This is a genomic window from Brucella anthropi (genome assembly GCF_046630315.1).
Taxonomy (GTDB): Bacteria; Pseudomonadota; Alphaproteobacteria; order Rhizobiales; family Rhizobiaceae; genus Brucella; species Brucella anthropi_A.
In genome coordinates this window covers 125,402-145,827 of sequence record NZ_LQBD01000038.1, presented here as the reverse complement: position 1 = coordinate 145,827, position 20,426 = coordinate 125,402, and the positions used below count along the sequence as shown (strand labels likewise).

The following is a 20,426-nucleotide window of genomic DNA, read 5'->3' as shown; positions in this document are numbered from 1 at the left end:
TTCAGGCGCCTGCCTTGTTCTTGTTTTTCCAGGCCTGGTAGAGTTCGGGATCGTTTTTCAGTGGCACATGCTTGAAACTGATGCCGGTTTGCGCGCTCGGAGGCTTGGCAAGTTCGGCAGCGATTTTCGCAGTCGAAAGACCGAAAGGTTCGGCCTGTTCGTTGGAATAGGCGAAACGGATTTTTTCGATGCCTGCCATGCGCATCGCGGCAAAGCACATGGGGCAGGGCTGGCCGCTGGCATAGACTTCACAGCCATCGAGGCGCGGCGATTGCAGCGCCTTGCCTGCCGCGCGCAGCGCCAGCAATTCGGCATGGGCGGTCGGGTCGCAATCGGCCTGCATGCGATTGACGCCTGTGGCGATGACCTTGTCGCCCTTGACGACCACGGCGCCGAACGGGCGACCGCCTTGTTCGATATTGTCGAAGGCAAGCCTTATGGCCTGATCGAGAAATGTGCTGTCGCTGGTCATTTCGCGCCCGCCTTTTCCAGCAGGGCAACCATGGGCGCATAGCCGCGGCTGCGGGCATGTTGAAGCGGCGTGACGCCATCATTGTCCGCCAGATTGACGTCGGCTCCGGCATCGATGAGAAGCTTGACGATATCGACATGGCGCTGGCCGCCATCGCCCAGCATGATGGCCTCAAGAAGCGCTGTCCAGCCAAGATTGTTGACGTGGTCGACCTTGACGCCAGCCTTGATCAGCGTTCGCACCGTTTCGACATGCCCGCGTTCGGCGGCGGGAATGAGCGCCGTTCCGCCATAGCGATTGGTGCTTTTGAGGTCCGCGCCATGCGCAAGCGTCAGTTTCAGGATTTCGAGATGTCCGCGCGCACCCGCATAAAGATAGGGACTGTCCTTGATGGCATCCTTGGCGTTGACGTCGGCGCCAGCATCAATGAGCGCGCGGGCGACATCGACGTGATTGGCATGGGTGGCTGCAAGAAGTGCCGTCTCACCATTCTTCCCGCGCGCTTCAAGGTCTGCTCCGGCCTTGATGGCAGCGTTGACGGTAGCCAGATCGCCAGATGCTGCGGCCTGAAGAAGGGAGGCCTGGGCCTTTGCTGCGGCGTGGTGGCCGGGCAATGTCGGTTCGCTCATAATAAATGTCCCCGCAATCAAAGCCAGGGCACTCAAGCTGAATATCGTTTGACGCATCGGCTGGTTCTCCTGCTTGTTGCGTTCATACAAGCCGACTGTCATATTTGGAAATTAAATGTTTAACTGGTATCCAGTGGCTTTATGAATACTATTTTCAACCTTGATCTCCTGCGGGCCTTCGTGGCTGTCGTCGACAGTCGCAGTTTTACGGCAGCGGCCTTGCAGTTGCACTCGACCCAATCGACCGTAAGCCAGAAGATCATGCGGCTGGAGGACGCTGCCGAACAGGCGCTTCTGGACCGTGCCCGGCATGATGTGCGGCCGACCGATGCAGGCGAAAAGCTGCTGGGTTATGCGCGCCGCATCCTGCATCTGCATGACGAGGCCGCAGCCGCGATGGCCGGGACGGCGCTTGCCTCCGTGTTCCGCCTTGGCCTGCCGGAAGATTTTGCCTCAAGGCTGGTGACGCCCGCGTTGGCACGTTTCATGCGCGCGCATCCCAATACGAAGCTCGAAGTGACGAGCGGTCTCAGCCGCGATTTGCAGAAAGGTTTCGAGACAGGGGAATTCGATCTCGTCATGGTGAAGCAGAAGCGCGGCGAAACGGCCGGCGTCATGCACTGGCCGGAGCCGCTTTCATGGCTCGATAGCGCCGATTTTCCCGTTTCCCATGTCGATCCGCTGCCGCTCGTCGTCTTTCCGCCGAACGGGCTTTATCGCAGCGACATGATGGAAGCCCTCGACCGGGCGGGCAGGCGCTGGCATGTGGTTTTCACCAGTTCAAGCCTTGCGAGTATCCAGAGCGCGGTTGCGGAAGGGCTGGGTGTCAGCCTGCTGCCGACGCGCGTGGCGCTGCCCGGTCATCGGGCTGTGCCTGCCGCAGCGGGACTGCCATCCGTGGAGCCGATGGAGATCGTCATCCGGCATATGGACAATGGCTCCTCTATTGGCGGTTTTGACCAGATCCGCCAGCTTGCCGAAATGCTGGCGGAAATCGTTGGCGAATAAGCGCTCTCCAACCGGCCGCCGATGCCCTCCGCGACAGTTCTTGTCGTTTTGAACCAAGTTTGCGAAATTTCCGGTCTTTCAATCGCCTGTTTATTTCTGAAAAGCGCATTCGTTTTCAGATTGACTGATTTTGTATCCAGGATATTCTGTGCAAAAAAGTTGGGAGGCTTTTCTATTGACGGCTTTTGAATGGCGCAGTCAGACCCGTTTGCTGGACGAAGTGGCGGAAGCGCTTCGCGAGCGGATTTATGCGGGTGATTATGCGCCGGGCGCGATACTCCGGCAGGAGCATATTGCGGCTGAATTCGGCATCAGCCGGACGCCGCTGCGCGAGGCCTTGCGTGTTCTGGAGCGTGACGGGCTTGTCATTCACCTGCCGGGCCGGGGGGTGCGGGTCGCATCCGCCGATCTCACGCGCCTGATCGATGCTTATGCGGTGCGCGAGGTGCTGGACGGCGTGGCCGCGCGTTTTGCCGCCGAACGGGCAAGCGATGCGGATATCGCAAGGCTGCGCGCGCATGTTGCGGGACAGGGTGCGGTTGTCGATCCGTGGGACCCGAAAGCCTATACCCAATCCAATGTCGATTTTCACATGGCGGTGATGAGCACGGCGGGCAATGCCTCGCTGATTGCCTTCGTGCCGCTCCTGCGCATGACATCGCAGGTTTTTGCGCCGTCCTTTTCGCTGTCGGTGGACCGGGCACGCGATGCAATCCGTGAACATGGAGCCATTGTCGAAGCCATTGCGGCGCGCGATGGCGAGGAGGCCGAGCGGCTGGCGCGGGCGCATATTCGCGCAACCACGGCAAGGTTGGAGGCCGAAATGCCTCTTCGGGAGAATGACAATGAAGCATGAAAACAAGACGGGAGGAGCGGGCTTGCTCCGTTATGGCAATTTTATCGCGGGCGTGTGGCAGGATGCCGTTGGCGGCGAGCACATCACGCTCAAGAATCCGTCCGATGGCAGCGATTTGGCGCTGATTGCGCGCGGCGCCAAGGCCGATATCGACCTGGCGGTGGCTGCGGCCCGCAGCGCGCTTTCCGGCGACTGGGGCAGACTGACGGCGACCGAGCGCGGCCGCGTGCTGCACCGTATTTCGGAAGAGGTTTTGAAGAATATCGACCTTCTGACCGATCTGGAATCGAAGGATGTCGGCAAGCCGATCACACAGGCTCGCGCCGATGTGGTGGCGCTCGCACGCTATCTCGAATTCTATGGCGCGTCCGCCGACAAGGTGCATGGCGACACGCTGCCCTATCAGAACGGCTTCACGGTCCTGTCGATCTATGAGCCGCATGGTGTCACGGGCCATATCATTCCGTGGAACTATCCGATGCAGATTCTGGGGCGCAGCCTTGGCGCGGCACTGGCCATGGGCAATGCAGCCGTGGTCAAGCCTGCCGAAGAAGCCTGCCTCACCATTCTGGAATTTGCCAGGATCGCCGAAAAGGCCGGCCTTCCGAAAGGCGCGCTCAATGTCGTGACCGGGCTTGGCGCGGAGGCAGGCGCGGCGCTCTCCGAACATCCCGACGTCAACCATATCTCGTTTACCGGCTCCGTTCGCACCGGCGAGGCGGTGCAGGCTGCGGCGGCGAAGAACACCGTGCCGGTGACGCTGGAACTCGGCGGAAAATCGCCGCAGATCGTCTTCGCCGATGCCGATCTCGACCGCGCCTTGCCGTTTCTGGTCAATGCGGGCATCCAGAATGCCGGGCAGACCTGCTCGGCCTCGTCGCGCATTCTGGTCGAGCGCAGCATTTATGAAGAAGTCGTCGCCCGCATGAGTGAACGCTACCGCGCGTTGAAGGTTGGCCCGGCCAGCGCCGATCTGTCGGTTGGCCCGGTGGTGTCCGAGCGCCAGAAGGCGATTGTCGATAGCTATCTTGATCTTGCCAGACAGGATGGCCTGGCGATTGCCGCGCAGGGTGTGCTGGCTGAAGACGCGCCGGAAGGCGGGGCCTATGTCCTGCCAACGCTGATCCGTGACGTGCCTGCCGATCATCGTCTGGCGCAGGAAGAAATTTTTGGCCCCGTACAGGTCATCCTGCCTTTCGACACGGAAGAAGAAGCCGTCGTGATTGCCAATGGCACGCATTATGGCCTCGTCTGCGGCATCTGGACCAAGGATGGCGGACGGCAGTTCCGCCTCGCCCATGCCATCCATTCAGGTCAGGTGTTCATCAACAATTACGGCGCGGGTGGCGGTATCGAACTGCCGTTCGGCGGCGTGAAAAAATCCGGCCATGGCCGTGAGAAGGGTTTCGAGGCGCTCTATGGATTCGCCTCGCTGAAGACGATTTCCGTATATCATGGTTAGGGTAAAGCACGATGTCGCTTGAAGGTAAGGTCGCGCTCATCACGGGAGCAGGTTCGGGGTTTGGCGAAGGCATGGCAAAGCGCTTTGCCGATGGCGGCGCAAAGGTCGTCATCGTGGACCGCGACGAGGCGGGCGCGAAACGCGTTGCGGGTGAAATCGGCGATGCGGCGCTGGCCGTGGCCGCCGATATTTCCAGGGAGGCCGATGTCGATGCGGCGGTGGAAGCCGCCCTGTCGAAATTCGGCAAGGTCGATATTCTCATCAACAATGCCGGTATCGGCCACAAGCCGCAAAATGCCGAACTGGTGGAGCCGGAAGAATTCGACCGTATTCTTGGCGTCAATGTACGCGGCGTCTATCTGATGACGCGCAAGCTCATTCCGCACATGAAAAAGAATGGGGAAGGCGTCATTCTAAATGTCGCTTCGACCGGTGCTGGTCGTCCGCGTCCGAACCTTGCCTGGTACAACGCGACCAAGGGCTGGGTTGTTTCGGTGACGAAGGCGCTGGCCATCGAGCTTGCACCGGCGAAGATTCGCGTGGTCGCACTGAATCCGGTTGCCGGTGAAACGCCGCTTCTCACCACCTTCATGGGTGAGGACACCGAGGAAATCCGCAAGAAATTCCGCGATTCCATCCCGATGGGCCGCCTGTTGAAACCCGACGATCTGGCTGAAGCTGCGGCTTTCCTTTGTTCGCCTCAAGCCTCTATGATTACAGGGGTTGCGCTCGACGTGGATGGCGGGCGCTCGATTTAGATAAAGAAGGATACAGGGGAACAATGGGTAAATTGCTGAAAGCCGGGCTGATAACAGCCGCGATGCTGGCATCGATCAACGGTGCTTTTGCGAAGGATACGCTGGTGGTCGGCGAAGTGCTGGAGCCGCCGGGTCTGGATCCGACGGCCAATGCCGCCGCCGGTATCCGGCAAGTTACCTATGCGAACCTTTATGAAGGGCTGGTGCGCATTGTCGAAGACGGCACGGTGAAGCCGCTTCTGGCTGAAAGCTGGACCGTCTCCGACGACAAGAAGACCTATACCTTCAAGCTGCATGATGGTGTGAAGTTTCACGATGGCACGCCCTTCGACTGCTCGGTCGTGAAATTCTCCTATGAACGCGCGGTTGCGCCCGATTCCACCAATGCGCAGAAGGGTCTGTTCGAACCCATCGAAAAGACAGAATGTCCCGATCCGCTGACTGCGGTGGTGACGCTGAAGCGCCCGACATCGAACTTCCTGTTCAATATGGGCTGGGGCGATGCGGTGATGGTCGCGCCGAACACGGCTGCGGGCAACAAGACCAAGCCGGTCGGCACCGGCCCGTTCAAGTTCAAGCGCTGGGTGCAGGGTGATCGCGTGGAGCTGGAGCGCAACCCGGATTACTGGGGCGAGCCTGCAAAGCTTTCCGCCGTCACCTTCCGCTTCGTCAGCGATCCGTCGGCCGCCGCCGCCGCCATTCTTGCGGGCGATATCGATGCCTTCCCGATGTTCCAGGCCCCGGAACTCATCAGCCGCTTCAAGAGCGACGACAAGCTTCAGGTGGAAGTGGGCGATACGGCGGGCAAGGTTCTGCTGTCGCTCAACAATGCCAAGGCGCCGTTCGACAATGTGAAGGTGCGTCAGGCGCTGGCCCATGCCATCGACAGCAAGGCGCTGATCGAAGGCGTTTATTCCGGTTTCGGCACGCCGATCGGCTCGCATTATGCGCCGGTCGATCCGGGCTATGTCGATCTCTCGCAGACCTATCCGTACGATCCGGCAAAGGCGAAACAATTGCTGGAAGAGGCGGGCGTTCCGGCTGGAACGTCGATCACCATCACGCTGCCGCCTCCGGCCTATGCGCGTCGCGGTGGCGAGATCATTGCGGCCATGCTGGCGGAAGTGGGCATTCAGGCCAATCTTGTGCCGATCGAGTTCGCCCAATGGCTGGATCAGGTGTTCAAGCGGTCGGATTTCGATGCGACGATTATCGCGCATACCGAAGCGCGCGATCTCGATATCTATGCCCGCGACAAATACTATTTCAATTATAACAACCCCGAATACAAGGCGCTCTACAAGGCCTATGCCGAAGCCGGTAGCGATGAGGAACAGCTCGAACTGGTGAAGAAGTTGCAGGAAAAGCTTGCCGCCGACGAGCCGAACATCTTCCTCTATGCGCTGCCGAAAATCGGTGTGTGGAACAAAAACGTCAAGGGTCTGTGGAAGAACATGCCGATTCCGGCAGACGATGTGACCCAGGCCTATTGGGCCGAATAAAAACATCCGCCCCGGCCCTTTGGCAAAGGGGCGGATAACAACACGAATGGCCGCGCACCCCATAAAGACAAGGGGAGGGCGTGCGGCGGATTGGAATGTGGAAAGCGGATATCCGTCTTTTCAAGGAGGTCGTTTTGCTGGCTTACATATCCGGGCGGTTGGTTTCGCTCCTGCTGACGACGCTTGCGGCTTCCGTCATCGTCTTCCTGCTGATGCAGGTGCTGCCGGGCGATCCGGCGGCGGTGATCCTCGGCATCAATGCGCAGCCCGAGACGCTGGCCGCATTGCACAAGCAGCTCGGCCTCGATCAGCCGCTCTGGTGGCGCTATCTCACATGGATCGGCGGCTTTCTGAAAGGTGATTTCGGCACAAGCTACACCTATTCCGTGCCGATCAGCGAGTTGCTCGGGCCGCGCATCATGGTCACGCTGCCGCTGGCGCTTCTGTCCATGGTGCTGTCGGTGGCCGTCGCCATTCCGGTCGGTGTCTATGCCGCGTCCAAGCGCGGCAAGACCGGCGACGTGCTTTCCATGGGCGTGGCGCAGGTCGGCGTTGCGATCCCGAATTTCTGGCTCGGCCTGCTTCTGATCCTGCTGTTTGCCTTGCAGCTTGGCTGGTTTCCGGCTTCGGGCTTCGCGGGCTGGGAAGGCGGGTTCTGGAACGGCATCCGTTCGCTGTTCCTGCCCGCATTGGCGCTTGCCCTGCCGCTTGCCGCCATCCTGGCCCGCGTCACCCGATCCGCCGTCATCGAAACGCTGGGCGAGGATTTCGTTCGCACCGCGCGCGCCAAGGGGCTGACACGCAAGGCAGCACTCTGGCGGCATGCCGTGCCCAATGCGTTGATCCCGGTCGTCACCATCATCGGCCTGCAATTTTCCTTTCTGCTGGCGGGAACCATCATCATCGAAAACGTCTTCAATCTGCCCGGCCTTGGAAGGCTGGTGTTTCAGGCCATCGCCCAGCGCGATCTCGTGACCGTGCAGTCGCTGGTGACGCTGCTTGCCGCTTCCGTCATCGCGGTCAATTTCGTTGTCGATCTGGTCTATGGCTTCATCGATCCGCGCCTTTCGACGGGAGGCAGCCGATGAGCGAAGCGCAGGCTCTCCCGAAACCGGGTGTGTTCAAAACGGTGCTGCTGAGCCGCAGTCTGTCGATCGGCTCACTCATCACGATCATTCTGGTCGCGATGGCTGTCATTTCCTACGCCTGGACGCCCTATTCCCCGACCGCGATGAACTTTCGCGACAAATTGCAGGGGCCGGGTCTAAGCCATCTGTTCGGGACGGATAATTTCGGGCGCGACGTGTTTTCCATGATCATGGTCGGCGCGCGCAATTCCATCGCCGTGTCGATCATCGCCGTCCTGGTCGGCGCGGGCATCGGCATTCCGCTCGGGTCGCTTGCGGCGGCGCGCGGCGGGCTGATCGACGGCTTCGTCATGCGCATGACCGATCTCGCCTTTGCGTTTCCGGCCCTTCTTACCGCTGTCATCATAACCGCGATCTTCGGACCCGGCGCCGTCAATGCGATGATCGCCATCGGCATTTTCAACATTCCGGTCTTTGCGCGCGTCACACGCGGCGCTTCGCTTGGTTTGTGGAAGCGCGAATATGTGCAGGCGGCGCGTTGTGCGGGCCGTGGCGATATATCGATCACGCTTTTGCATGTGCTGCCCAACATCAACCACGTGCTGATCGTGCAGGCGACGATCCAGTTCGCGCTCGCCATCGTGGCCGAAGCGGGCCTGTCCTATGTCGGGCTGGGCACCCAGCCGCCGATGCCAAGCTGGGGCAAGATGCTCAACGACGCACAGACCTATATTTATGATGCGCCATGGCTCGCCATTTTCCCCGGTCTTGCCATCACGCTTGCCGTGCTTGGCCTCAACATGCTGGGCGACGGTTTGCGCGATGTGCTTGACCCGCGCGTGAGGAGGCAGAGATGACGGCACCTTTGCTCGAAATGGAGAACATGTCGGTCGAACTGCCGATCGGCCTCAAGGTTGCGGATATCGTGTCCGATATCACTTTGACGCTCAATCGCGGCGAACGCCTCGGCGTGGTGGGTGAATCCGGCAGCGGCAAGTCGATCACTGCTCTTGCCGCCATGGGCCTTCTGCCCGACCGGATGCGCGTGCGCGGCACTTTGCGCTTCGACGGGCAGGACCTTGCCGCCATGCCGGAGGCAGAATTGTGCAAAATGCGCGGGCGGCGCATGGCGATGATCTTTCAGGAGCCGATGACGGCGCTCAATCCGGTCAAGTCCATCGGCGCGCAGATTGCGGAAGGCCGTCGCCTGCATCTGGGCGAAAGCCGCGCCGATGCGGAGCGTGAAGCGCGCCGCCTTTTGGATCGCGTTGGTTTGCCTGCACCCCGCTTCAATCTCGATCTTTATCCGCACCAGCTTTCCGGCGGGCAGCGCCAGCGCGTGATGATCGCCATGGCGATTGCCTGTAAGCCGGACCTGCTGATCGCCGACGAGCCGACCACGGCGCTGGATGTGACGGTGCAGGCGCAGATTCTCGACCTGATGGACGAGCTGATCGACGAAACCGGCACGGCGCTGATGCTTATCACCCATGATCTTGGTGTGGTTTCGGAAATGACCGACCGCATCGCGGTCATGTATGCGGGCCGCATCGTCGAGACGGGGCGCACGGACGCGGTGTTCCACCGCATGGCGCATCCCTATGCACGCGGCCTGTTCGCGGCCTCGCCCCATGGGGCCGCGCTGGTGCGGGACAAGAGCAAGACCCGGCAGCGCCTTGCCGCCATTCCCGGCGTCGTGCCCGACCCGCTGGCGCGCCCGCCTTACTGCACCTTTGCCGACCGCTGCGCTTTTGTCGAGGGCGATTGCCGTCAGGCAATCCCGCCGCTCGACCGGCTTGGCGAGGATGAAGGCATCGCGCATCGCGCCGCCTGTTTCCATCCCCGCGACGGGGAGGTGGTGTTATGAGCAAGATGATTTTGCAGGTGCGCGATGTCGTGCGCGAGTACCAGCTTCCGCGTCCGTCATTCCTTTCCAGGCCGGGTTCCTTGCGTGTCCTGCATGGCGTGAATGTCGAGATCGAAGCAGGGCAGAGCCTTGGCATTGTCGGCGAAAGCGGTTCCGGAAAATCCACGCTGGCACGCGCCGTGATGGGGCTGGAGCGTCCGCAATCCGGCCAGATTCTCATCAACGGACAGGATATTTATGCGCTGGATCGCTCAGGCCTGCGCGAGGCGCGCAAGGGCTTTCAGGCGATCTTTCAGGACCCCTATGGCTCGCTTGATCCGCGCCATACCGTCAAGCGCATCATTTCCGAGCCGATTGTATCGCTGGAACGCGGCACAAGCGCCAAAGACCGCGACGACCGCGTGGCGGAAGTGCTGGAAGCCGTCGGTCTGCCCAAGGCTTCGGCGGAAAAATATCCGCACGAGTTTTCCGGCGGGCAGCGCCAGCGCATTGCGATTGCGCGGGCATTGATCACAAAGCCGGCCCTGATCGTTGCCGATGAGCCGGTTTCGGCGCTGGATGTTTCGATCCAGGCGCAGGTGTTGAACCTGATGATGGATTTGCAGGAAAAGTTCGGCCTCTCCTATCTGTTCATCAGCCATGATCTTGGCGTCGTGCGCGCCATTACCGACCGTGTTGCCGTGATCTATCGCGGCAATATCGTCGAGCAGGGGCCGACGAACGAGGTCTTCGACAACCCGCGGCACGATTATACGCGGGCGCTGGTTGATGCCGTGCCGAAACCGTTCTCAGGACGCCGCAAACGGGCGCGACGCTCCGATGTCATAACCTTGCTTGAGTGATTTGAGGAAATACCCAATGTCGAATCCAGCCGATTTGTCAGCCGTCGAACTCGTGTCCGCCTATAAGACGAAGTCGCTGTCGCCGGTCGAAGTCACGGAGGCCGTCATCACCCGCATCGAAGCCTATGAGCCGAAGCTGAATGCGCTTTGGGCTTATGATCCGGATGCGGCGCGGGCGGCGGCCAAGGCCTCGGAAGCGCGCTGGGCAAAGGGTGAGCCTGCCGGTCCCATCGACGGTGTGCCGCTGACGATCAAGGAAAACATCGCGACCGAGGGAACGCCCGTGCCGCTTGGCTGCGCGGCGCTGCCGTTGAAGCCTGCCGCCGCCGATGCACCGCCTGCGGCGCGCACCCGTGAGGCTGGCGGCGTGCTGCTGGCCAAGACCACCATGCCGGATCTGGGCATGTTGTCGTCAGGCCTATCGAGCTTCCACAAGTTGGCGCGCAATCCGTGGGACCTCAATACCAATCCGGGCGGTTCGAGCGCGGGCGCGGGAAGTGCGGCTGCCGCCGGCTACGGCCCGCTCCATATCGGCACCGATATTGGCGGCTCCATCCGCCTGCCTGCGGGCTGGTGCGGTCTGGTCGGACTGAAGCCCTCCTTCGGGCGTATACCCATCGATCCGCCGTTCCTTGGTCGCGTTGCAGGGCCGATGACGCGCACGGTGGCTGACAGCGCGCTTTACATGTCGGTGCTGTCGAAGCCCGACAGCCGCGACGGCATGAGCCTGCCCCCGCAGGATATCGACTGGATGAACCTCGACATCGACGTCAAGGGCCTGAAGATCGGCCTGTGGCTTGATGCCGGTTTCGGCGAGCCGGTGGGTGCGGAAACAAAGGCGGCAGTGGAAGCGGCTGCGAAGCTGTTTGCCGATGCTGGCGCGATCATCGAGCCGGTCGCTCCCTTCCTCAACCGCACCATGATCGACGGTCTGGATCGTTTCTGGCGCGCGCGTTCCTGGTCCGACATCAAAAAGATGACGCCGGAAAACCGGGCGAAAATCCTGCCTTACATCTGCCAGTGGACAGAAACGGCCGAAGGGCTTTCCGGCGAGGAAGTCTATCTCGGTTTTGCCCAGATGGACGCCATGCGCAACGCCGCCCTTGCCGCATCGAAGGGTTTTGATTTCATCATCTCGCCAACCGCGCCGATGCCAACCTATCCGGCGGAATGGGCCTCGCCAATCAACGATCCGCAACGTCCGTTCGAACATATCGCCTTCACCGTTGCGATGAACATGTCGGAGCAGCCGGCCATTTCGATCAATTGCGGTTATACGGCAAAGGGCCTGCCCATCGGCTTGCAGATTTTCGGCCAGCGTTTCGACGATTTGGGCGTGTTGCGATTGGCGCGTGCTTATGAGCAGATACGGCCAGTGCAGAGGCCGTGGCCGGTCCTCTAGATTCCGCCTCTGGCTGCCTGCAAATGGCGTCGCTCTGCGCTTCCGGTGCTCATGTACGTTAAGTACACTCCGCTCCGGTTCTCGAGCGCCACCATTTTCGGCTACCCATAGACGGAATCATCCGCACCGCAAGAAAAGGGCGCTGAATGCGGCCCTTTTACTTCTTTGCCCGTAGAGGCGCCCGTTCCTTGTAACGATCCATGGCGGTGAGCTTCTGGATCAGCGGGTCGGCGTCGCGCCAGCCGTAGATCTCGGTGCGCAGATATTCGAGTTCGGCTTCGAGTTCTTCTTCGCCGATCTCCGTCCACCATGATTTCGGACGCCCATCGCTGCCATCCGACCAGCGATAGCCGCGCGCCTTCAGGTGATCCTTCATGTCGAACGGGCTATTCTCGGCATAGATGCGCATCCGCGCGTGCTGGCTTGCCTTCAGCAGTTCGGCAAAGGGCGTGGTTTCGCCGGATTTTTCCTTCAGTACGGCCAACAGCGCCTGGCAGTCATCTTCGGCCCGGTGTCCGTTGTGGAAATAGCCGCTCTGGCCGATCAGATAACCGAGCTTGGTGCCTTCAAAACCGCGTGCGGTCCAGTCGATCTCCTTGACCGAACAGGCCCATGGCTTGTTGGCGAAGGCAATCGAGAACCGTTCGAGAAACGGGCGGTCGAAACCGGCATTATGCGCGATGATGATATCAGCCTCGCCGATGAGCGCGTCGAGTTCCTCACGCGGGATCGTCTGGCCTTTCACCATGTCGTCGGTAATGCCGGTGATGCGGGTGATGTCCGCCGGGATCGGTTTTGAGGGCTGTTGCAGCGCGCCGAATGTGGCGCAGACATCGCCTATCGATCCATCATCGGCGTAGCGAAAGGCCACCGCACCGATTTCGATGATTTCCTCCTGCGCCGGATTGAGGCCGGTCGTTTCCGTATCCACCACCACGCCGAGACGCGGGAAGGCGATCCTGTCGGCATCAGGAACCGTCGGCGGCGGATCGAGCCGTTGCAGGATGCGGTAGCGCCCGCTGTCTTTCAGGCGCCTCACCATTTCCGCTTCATCGATGCCGGTCGTCTTGCCGGGCCTGGTGCGGGCAGGGCGCAGTTCTGCCCGTTCCTCTCCTTCCTCCGGGGAAGGAGCAAAAAGGTCGAACTGATGGCGCATGTAACATCTCCGCAAGGGGGAACCGGATTTGGCAAAGAATGCCATTTTGCGGTGCTGTAACCAAGGCCGCAATCGTATAAATAACAGGTAATCATCCTGTCGAGCCGCGGCAAGGCCGGGTGCTTGCATCGGAAAAGGCATGAGGAGGGGACTTCGTGGCAGATTATGATTACTGCGTCATCGGCGGCGGCATTGTCGGGCTGGCGACAGCAAAGGCATTGCAGGAAGCCGAGCCGGGCGCAAGCATCATCCTGCTCGAGAAGGAAGGCGATTTCGCGCGTCACCAGACGGGACACAATAGCGGCGTCATCCATGCGGGCATCTATTACCAGCCGGGTTCATTGAAGGCACAGCTTTGCCGCGCGGGTGCGCAAGCCACCAAAGCGTTCTGCGAGCAATATTCCATTCCGTTCGAAACCTGCGGCAAGCTTCTGGTCGCCACTTCTTCCCAGGAGGTTGAACGCATGGAGGCGCTCGCCAGGCGCGCGGTCCAGAACGACATCACCTTCCAGCATGTGGACCAGCAGGCGTTGCGCAAGGTCGAGCCTGCGCTTGCAGGCCTCGGGGCGCTGCTCGTTCCCGCGACCGGCATCGTGGATTATGCAAGGGTTTCGCGCGCCATGGCTGCGGAAATCGTCGAGCGCGGCGGCATCGTGCGGCTCAATGCGCCGGTGACGGCAATCCGGGAGGATGACAGGGGCGTCACGGTGACGACGAACGGGGAGACTGTGCGCGCTTCCAGGCTCGTTGCCTGCGCCGGGCTGCAATCCGACCGCGTGGCGCGGCTTGCCGGGCTGGACATCAGCCATCGCATCGTTCCGTTTCGTGGCGAATACTACACCCTGCCGCAATCGAAGGCGCATATCGTCAGGCACCTGATCTATCCGATCCCCGATCCCGACCTGCCGTTTCTTGGCATTCATCTGACGCGGACCATCGATGGCGGCGTGACGGTGGGGCCGAATGCGGTTCTTGGTTTTTCGCGCGAGGGCTATGCCAAGGGCAGTTTCCGCGCTGGCGATGTCGCGGACATGTCGACATTTCCGGGCTTCTGGAAAATGGCGATGAAGAATTGGCGCTCGGCCCTGTCCGAGTTCAGCAATTCCGCCTCCCGCGCGCGCTATCTGAAGGAATGCCGCAAATATTGCCCGTCGCTACAGCTTGCCGACCTTGGCGCGCCGGGCGCTGGCATCCGCGCGCAGGCGGTTCTGGATGACGGGACGCTGGTGCATGATTTTCTGTTCAAGGAGACAGAGCGGATGCTGCATGTGTGCAATGCGCCGTCACCGGCCGCGACCTCATCCATCCCCATCGGTCGCATGATTGCGGAAAAGCTTCTGGGGATAAGTTTGAAGGTAAAAACTGCGTGAAAATAGTTTTTCGCTGGAGGATGTTGTTTCCAGTTATTTTTTAGCATTCACTTAATCTCGAAACTGCTCTTTTAGACTTTAGTGTTCATAAATATTCTGAACTAAAAACTTGACTTCGAGCCGCCTTTGTAATTGCACATGGGCTTCAATCTGAAATGCCGTTTTCTTGCATTCCCATTTTTAACCGATTTAGGGCCTGTTCGTGAAGTTTGTGCCGCCGCTGGTAGTCTTGCTGTTTGCTGCGACGATGTTGGGCGTCTGGATGCTCGACACGAAGCGCCGGCATCTTTTGCTTTTCGGCCTGAGCTTCGCATGTTTTGCTTTCGGGCTTCTGGTGCCGATATCGCTGATCTCCAACAGCCTGACCCTGACCTCGCCCTTTGCCACGACGTTCCATTTCCTGGGCGGCTGGCTGCTCTGCCAAGGTGTCATGACGCGCATGGGCGGGCATTATTCCCGCGTGGCATCGGGCCTGATCGGGCTCGCTCTTTTCGGAGCCATGGCCTATTTCATTGCTAATGATGCGAGTTATCAGCGGATCGCGCCTGCGGTCAATCTGGCTTTGGGCAGTCTGATCGCGGTCCTGTGCATCCAGGCTCGCGATCTTGCCCGACGGAGCTGGATCGAACGCGTGCTGTTTGGCGCATTGCTGTTGCTGGTGATGCATTTCTCTGTGCAGGCTGGACTGTCAGTTGGCCTTTCCACCGATATTGCACGGCCGTCCGACCTCATTCATTCGCGTTACTGGCAGGGTGTCATGATATTCGGCGCCTTTGCGGGGGTTTTTGCCGGCCTGGTTCTGCTGGTCGTGACCACGTCGGATGTAGTGAGCGAACTCCAGGCGGAACGGGATGCCGATCCGCTGACAGGTGTTCTCAACCGGCGTGGCCTGGAGCGCCATGCGCATGTGCGCCTGACAGAGGCCCAGCGCGGTGATTATGGGGTCATCATTGCCGATATCGATCACTTCAAGTCGATCAACGATGAACTGGGCCACGCAACCGGAGACCGCGTTCTGGTCGAATTTGCCCGCATTCTGCAAATGGCGGCGGCCGGCACGTCGATCGTCGGGCGCGTCGGCGGCGAGGAATTTGTTCTTCTCGTTCATGGCGATGCACAAGCCTGTGAGCGTCTGGGCAACAGGCTCTGCGGAATTGTCGCCCGGCATCGGTTCTCCATGCTGCCCGCAGACCGTGGAATGACGTGCAGTTTCGGCATAGCCATGGTGCGGGGCGGCGAAACATTGTGGGAGACGGCCGCGCGCGCCGATCTTGCCCTGATGCGCGTGAAACATCGCGGGCGCAATCGCGTGGCGGTGGAGGGGCTGGAGTTTCCCAGTGCCAAACAGGGCACCTATCTGCTGACGGCCTGAACCGGTTCTGAGCCGGATTTCTTCATCGCGTAAAGGATTTGGTTACCATAATTAGCGATGCTGGAGGCGACCTTCCAGTCACCGCTTTGCCATGTCCTGTTCGTCTTTTTGCCGAACTGACATGCAAGGCGGTGCCGCGAAAGTTGATTTCCACTCGGATTTGTATCATGGCGTGTGTAACAGAAGTGTATGGCCATGCGGCTGCGCGTAGCAACGGCATCAGGCTTCCGTTCGGTTTCAAGGGCTTTACGCGCATTGCGCTCTTCGCCGCGACGGGGCTCGTGGCCGGAAGCTGGATGATGACCGCGCTTGGCACGCTGGAAACGGTCGTGCCCGCCTTTGCGCCTGTCGCGCCGGTCATGCGCCGTGTTGCGTTGACGGCTCCGCAGGCGCTTGCCGTCGTCGATCACAAGATCGTGCCCTCGCAGCGGATCAGGCGAAGCTTCATCAAGGCCTACACTGCCGATACGGCTTATTCCAATCTCGATTGGCGCCGCACAAAAAGCGCAGGCGACGAACCGATCATCGCCGATATCGGGCCCGATTCCGTGATCGAGGACAAGCCTGTCGATACGGCATCCCTCGTCGAATTGCGTGCCGATCGCGTGCGGCGGGAAGAACCCGCCACGGCGGCGGTCGCCTATGCGCCAATGCCGGCTGCATCGGGCGCTGCGTCGGCGTTCAGCAAGATCGAACCGCTTTCGCAAGCAGAAGAAGCCGATGCTGCTGAAAAGCAAGCCGGTCTTCCAATTGGCAATGCCATTCCTGTTCCGCAGTTTGCGCCTGACCAGAAGACGGACATGGCCGCGGAAGACGACGCCACCCCTGACGCATTCCTGCCCGATGATGTGCCGCTGCCGGGCGCAAGACCATCGCTCCGCCGCTCGCGTATGCGTGAGAGGACCGAGCTTGCCTATGCACCGGAAAGCGGAGCCACGGAAGAACCGCGTCCCGGCCTTTTCAGCCCGCTTCTCAATCAGGCCGCCCGCAGCAAGGTTGCCATCTACGACATTTCCGCAGCCACCGTTTACCTGCCGAGCGGCGAGCGTCTGGAAGCTCATTCCGGCCTTGGACCAATGCGGGACAATCCGCGTTATGTGAACCAGAAGAATCGCGGGCCGACCCCGCCACACACCTATGATCTGCGCATGCGCGAGGCATTGTTCCACGGTGTCGAGGCGATCCGTCTCACGCCCGTCGACGGCAACAACCGCTATAATCGCGACGGGCTTCTGGCACATACTTTCATGCTGGGGCGGCGTGGCGATTCCAATGGCTGCGTGGTGTTCAAGGACTATCCGCGCTTCCTGCGCGCCTTCAAGCGCGGCGAGTTCAACAAGCTGGTTGTCGTGACGCGAATGCAGTCTTCGAAGCCTGCGCGGATCGCCTCGCTTTTCTGATAGATTGCCGCCGTCGGACGATTTTTCGAAAGATGAGGGGGGCACAAAGAAATGTGATCCCCAATTCCTTGCGAGGCGCATCAGAATTGATAGAAATCTATCATCGAAACCGATGGGAGATTTCCATGAAGCTTTATTACAAGGCTGGTGCCTGTTCGCTCGCACCGCATATCATTTTGAGCGAGGCGGGCCTGCCTTACGAGCTGGAAGCGGTGGACCTCAAGGCCAAGAAAACGGCCGATGGTGCCGACTATTTCGCGATCAATCCGCGTGGCGCGGTCCCGGCTCTGGAAGTAAAGCCCGGCAGCGTCATCACGCAGAACGCGGCAATCCTTCAATATATTGGCGACCATTCGGATGTGGCTGCATTCAAGCCTGCCTATGGCTCGATGGAACGCGCCCGCTTGCAGGAAGCGCTCGGTTTCTGTTCCGATCTGCATTCGGCCTTCGGCGGTCTGTTTGCACCCAATCTGACCGAGGAAGCCAAGGCCGGCGTCATAGCCAATATCAATCGTCGCATGGGCCAGTTTGAAGCTATGCTGTCCGACAAAAACGCCTATTGGCTCGGCGATGATTTCACGCAAGCCGATGCCTATGCCTCGGTCATCATCGGCTGGGGTGTCGGCCTCAAGCTCGATCTGAGTGCCTATCCCAAGGCGTTAAAACTGCGCGAGCGCGTGCTGGCCCGCCCGAATGTGCAGAAAGCATTCAAGGAAGAGGGCCTGCTTTAACATGCCGCCCGAAAGCGGGAACCGTTTTCGGGAAAAAGACATGCGATAAATAAAGTAAAGCCGCCGGGCGTTACAAGCCCGGCAGCTTCTGAATGGGCAGACAGGTTGGTTCAGGCGTCCGTTCTGGAATAAGGCCATTTCCAGTCGCGAATTTCCGGCATGTCCTCACCGTGGGTGCGCACATAGTTTTTGTGAAGCGCCAGTTTTTCCGTCAGTTCCGCTGTCAGGGACGCCGCGGTTCCATCCGCCAATGGAAGCCGTGCGATAGCTTCCATGGCAAGGTGGAAGCGATCCAGCTCATTCAGCACGGTCATATCGAAGGGCGTCGTTGTCGTGCCCTGTTCGATGAAGCCCCTTACATGGAAATTGGGGTGGTTGGTGCGTTTATAGACCAGCCGGTGAATGAGATAGGGATAACCATGATAGGCGAAAATGACCGGCCTGTTGGTGGTGAATATCCGGTCGAATTCCTCGTCGGAAATGCCATGCGGGTGGTGTTGCGGCGACTGGAGAACCATAAGGTCCACCACATTGACGACGCGAATGCGCAGATGCGGCAGCGACTTGCGCAGGATGTCCACCGCAGCGAGGGTTTCCATCGTTGGCACGTCGCCGGCGCAGGCCATCACGATATCCGGTTCCAGTCCGTCCTCGGTGCCGGCCCAGTCCCATATGCCGAGCCCGGCTTCGCAATGACGCACGGCCTCATCCATCGGGAGCCACTGCGGCTCCGGCTGTTTTCCGGCCACGATGACGTTCACCCGGTTCCATGTCTTGAGACAATGATCGCCGACCCACAGCAATGTGTTGGCATCCGGCGGAAAATAGACACGCACGATATCCGCGCTCTTGTTGGCGACGAGATCGACGAAGCCGGGGTCCTGATGCGAAAAGCCGTTATGGTCCTGCCGCCATACATGCGAGGTCAGCAGGTAATTGAGCGAGGAGATGGGTTCGCGCCATGTCAGTTCACGCGCCACCTGCAGCCATTTTGCATGCTGGTTGAACATGGAATCGACGATATGGATGAAGGCTTCATAACAGGAAAAGAAACCATGCCGCCCGGTCAGAAGGTAGCCTTCCAGCCAGCCCTGACACAAATGCTCGCTCAAGACCTCCATGACGCGACCATCTGCCGACAGATGGTCGTCTATGTCGCGTGTTTCCGCCATCCACACCCGGTCGGTCGCCTCGAATACGGCGCTCAAACGGTTGGAAGCGGTTTCGTCCGGGCCGAAAACACGGAAATTCTTTTCGGTTTCGTTCAGTTTGAGCACATCCCGCAGATATTCGCCAAGGATTTTGGTCGATTGCGCCTCTATCACGCCGGGTTCTGAAACCGGGACGGCATATTCGCGGAAGTCCGGCGTATGCAACTCCTTGCGCAACAGGCCTCCATTGGCATGGGGATTGGCCCCCATCCGCGATTTGCCCTTCGGTGCGAGCGCGCGCAGTTCCGGTCTGAGGGCGCCTTTTTCGTCGAACAGGTCCGAGGGATCGTAGCTTTTCATCCACGCTTCGAGGATCTTGCGGTGCGCATCGTTTTCACGGCAGTTGGAGACGGGTACCTGATGGGAGCGCCAGTAATTCTCGACGACAAGCCCGTCGACGACCTTGGGGCCGGTCCAGCCTTTCGGGCTGCGCAATATGATCATCGGCCAGCGTGGGCGTTCGGGCGATTTTACATCGGCATTTTTCTTGATGGTGGCGATCCGGTCGAAGATCGCATCGAGTGTTGCCGCCATTTTCTGGTGCATGGCAGCGGGGTCGCTGCCCTCGATGAAGTGCGGTTCATAGCCATAGCCTCTGAAAAGGTCGGCCAGATCATCGTCCGAAAGGCGCGCAAGCACGGTGGGATTGGCGATCTTGTAGCCGTTCAGATGCAGGATCGGCAGGACTGTGCCGTCCCGGGCGGGGTTGAGAAATTTGTTGGAATGCCAGGAGGTGGCAAGCGCGCCGGTTTCCGCTTCGCCGTCGCCCACCACACAGGCGACGACCAGATCGGGATTGTCGAACGCCGCACCATAAGCATGAACGAGCGCATAGCCAAGCTCACCGCCTTCATGGATTGACCCCGGCGTTTCCGGTGCCACATGGCTTGGTATGCCGCCTGGAAAGGAAAACTGCCGGAACAGCCGACACATTCCGGCTTCATCCTCGCTCACCGCAGGATAGATTTCGGAATAGGTGCCTTCCAGATAGGTATTCGCCACCATGCCGGGCCCGCCATGACCGGGGCCGCACACATAGATCACATCGGCGTTTCGTTCGCGAATGATGCGGTTGAGATGCGCATATATGAAGTTGAGGCCCGGTGTCGTGCCCCAATGGCCGAGCAGCCGCGGCTTGATATGCTCCGGCTTCAGCGGTTCGCGCAGCAGGGGATTTTCCATCAGGTAAATCTGCCCGACGGAGAGATAGTTCGCGGCACGCCAATAACGGTCGATAAGGGAAAGCTCTTGCGGTGCCAGGGGTCCGTGGGCCGATGCGTTACTCATGTCTGATCTCCTT

The 20,426-nt window shown here is 60.1% G+C and carries 18 protein-coding genes; 14 read left to right on the top strand and 4 right to left on the bottom strand.

Annotated features, from left to right (window positions below; genetic code table 11):
* Nucleotide 1 precedes the first annotated feature (1 nt).
* Both AVM02_RS18375 and AVM02_RS18370 read right to left on the bottom strand, forming a co-directional pair.
* The gene (locus AVM02_RS18375; protein WP_411508347.1) at nucleotides 2–472 is read right to left on the bottom strand and encodes a nucleoside deaminase; all 471 of its coding nucleotides are present in this window, start codon (nucleotides 470–472) and stop codon (nucleotides 2–4) included.
* A complete protein-coding gene (locus AVM02_RS18370) occupies nucleotides 469–1,101 on the bottom strand; it encodes an ankyrin repeat domain-containing protein (RefSeq protein ID WP_411508346.1) in 633 nt (210 codons plus the stop codon). Before AVM02_RS18370 ends, AVM02_RS18375 begins: the two co-directional genes overlap by 4 nt.
* Nucleotides 1,102–1,242: 141 nt before the next feature.
* On the opposite strand from AVM02_RS18370, the gene AVM02_RS18365 reads away from it, so the two are divergent.
* From AVM02_RS18365 to AVM02_RS18320, 10 genes are all read left to right on the top strand, one after another.
* Entirely contained in the window at nucleotides 1,243–2,109 is an 867-nt protein-coding gene (locus AVM02_RS18365; RefSeq protein WP_411508345.1) for a LysR substrate-binding domain-containing protein, read from the top strand.
* A 175-nt stretch (nucleotides 2,110–2,284) separates the two neighbouring features.
* The gene (locus tag AVM02_RS18360) at nucleotides 2,285–2,965 is read left to right on the top strand and encodes a GntR family transcriptional regulator (protein ID WP_411508344.1); all 681 of its coding nucleotides are present in this window, start codon (nucleotides 2,285–2,287) and stop codon (nucleotides 2,963–2,965) included.
* A complete protein-coding gene (locus tag AVM02_RS18355; RefSeq protein ID WP_411508343.1) occupies nucleotides 2,955–4,427 on the top strand; it encodes an aldehyde dehydrogenase family protein in 1,473 nt (490 codons plus the stop codon). Before AVM02_RS18360 ends, AVM02_RS18355 begins: the two co-directional genes overlap by 11 nt.
* Before the next feature lie 11 nt (nucleotides 4,428–4,438).
* Nucleotides 4,439–5,185, top strand: coding sequence for an SDR family oxidoreductase (locus AVM02_RS18350; protein ID WP_411508342.1), 747 nt, complete (start codon nucleotides 4,439–4,441; stop codon nucleotides 5,183–5,185).
* Nucleotides 5,186–5,208: 23 nt separating this feature from the next.
* On the top strand, nucleotides 5,209–6,687 hold the full coding sequence (locus AVM02_RS18345; protein ID WP_411508341.1) for an ABC transporter substrate-binding protein: 1,479 nt from the start codon (nucleotides 5,209–5,211) through the stop codon (nucleotides 6,685–6,687).
* Between the two features lie 134 nt (nucleotides 6,688–6,821).
* On the top strand, nucleotides 6,822–7,775 hold the full coding sequence (locus tag AVM02_RS18340) for an ABC transporter permease (protein ID WP_121987369.1): 954 nt from the start codon (nucleotides 6,822–6,824) through the stop codon (nucleotides 7,773–7,775).
* Nucleotides 7,772–8,632, top strand: a complete 861-nt coding sequence (locus AVM02_RS18335) for an ABC transporter permease (protein WP_411508340.1) — start codon at nucleotides 7,772–7,774, stop codon at nucleotides 8,630–8,632. The genes AVM02_RS18340 and AVM02_RS18335 overlap by 4 nt, the downstream gene beginning before the upstream one ends.
* Nucleotides 8,629–9,642, top strand: a complete 1,014-nt coding sequence (locus tag AVM02_RS18330) for an ABC transporter ATP-binding protein (protein WP_411508339.1) — start codon at nucleotides 8,629–8,631, stop codon at nucleotides 9,640–9,642. Before AVM02_RS18335 ends, AVM02_RS18330 begins: the two co-directional genes overlap by 4 nt.
* Nucleotides 9,639–10,484: an ATP-binding cassette domain-containing protein gene (locus AVM02_RS18325; protein ID WP_411508338.1), complete on the top strand. Its 846-nt coding sequence runs from the start codon at nucleotides 9,639–9,641 to the stop codon at nucleotides 10,482–10,484. Before AVM02_RS18330 ends, AVM02_RS18325 begins: the two co-directional genes overlap by 4 nt.
* A gap of 16 nt (nucleotides 10,485–10,500) precedes the next feature.
* The gene (locus AVM02_RS18320; protein WP_411508337.1) at nucleotides 10,501–11,886 is read left to right on the top strand and encodes an amidase; all 1,386 of its coding nucleotides are present in this window, start codon (nucleotides 10,501–10,503) and stop codon (nucleotides 11,884–11,886) included.
* A 157-nt stretch (nucleotides 11,887–12,043) separates the two neighbouring features.
* Here AVM02_RS18320 and AVM02_RS18315 read toward each other — a convergent pair whose 3' ends face one another.
* Nucleotides 12,044–13,042, bottom strand: a complete 999-nt coding sequence (locus AVM02_RS18315; RefSeq protein WP_411508336.1) for a 3'-5' exonuclease — start codon at nucleotides 13,040–13,042, stop codon at nucleotides 12,044–12,046.
* Between the two features lie 155 nt (nucleotides 13,043–13,197).
* On the opposite strand from AVM02_RS18315, the gene lhgO reads away from it, so the two are divergent.
* The 4 genes from lhgO to gst all read left to right on the top strand — a co-directional run bounded on the left by lhgO (nucleotide 13,198) and on the right by gst (nucleotide 17,915).
* A complete protein-coding gene (gene lhgO / locus AVM02_RS18310; RefSeq protein WP_411508335.1) occupies nucleotides 13,198–14,412 on the top strand; it encodes an L-2-hydroxyglutarate oxidase in 1,215 nt (404 codons plus the stop codon).
* Nucleotides 14,413–14,614: 202 nt separating this feature from the next.
* Nucleotides 14,615–15,784 (top strand): GGDEF domain-containing protein, encoded by a 1,170-nt coding sequence (locus AVM02_RS18305; RefSeq protein ID WP_411508334.1) that lies wholly within the window; start codon nucleotides 14,615–14,617, stop codon nucleotides 15,782–15,784.
* A gap of 167 nt (nucleotides 15,785–15,951) precedes the next feature.
* Nucleotides 15,952–17,184: a DUF2778 domain-containing protein gene (locus AVM02_RS18300; protein ID WP_411508333.1), complete on the top strand. Its 1,233-nt coding sequence runs from the start codon at nucleotides 15,952–15,954 to the stop codon at nucleotides 17,182–17,184.
* Between the two features lie 125 nt (nucleotides 17,185–17,309).
* Nucleotides 17,310–17,915 (top strand): glutathione transferase, encoded by a 606-nt coding sequence (gene gst, locus AVM02_RS18295; protein WP_411508332.1) that lies wholly within the window; start codon nucleotides 17,310–17,312, stop codon nucleotides 17,913–17,915.
* 110 nt (nucleotides 17,916–18,025) lie between these two features.
* Here the strand turns inward: gst and AVM02_RS18290 are convergent, their stop codons facing one another.
* A complete protein-coding gene (locus tag AVM02_RS18290) occupies nucleotides 18,026–20,413 on the bottom strand; it encodes a phosphoketolase (RefSeq protein ID WP_411508331.1) in 2,388 nt (795 codons plus the stop codon).
* Between the last annotated feature and the right edge of the window lie 13 nt (nucleotides 20,414–20,426).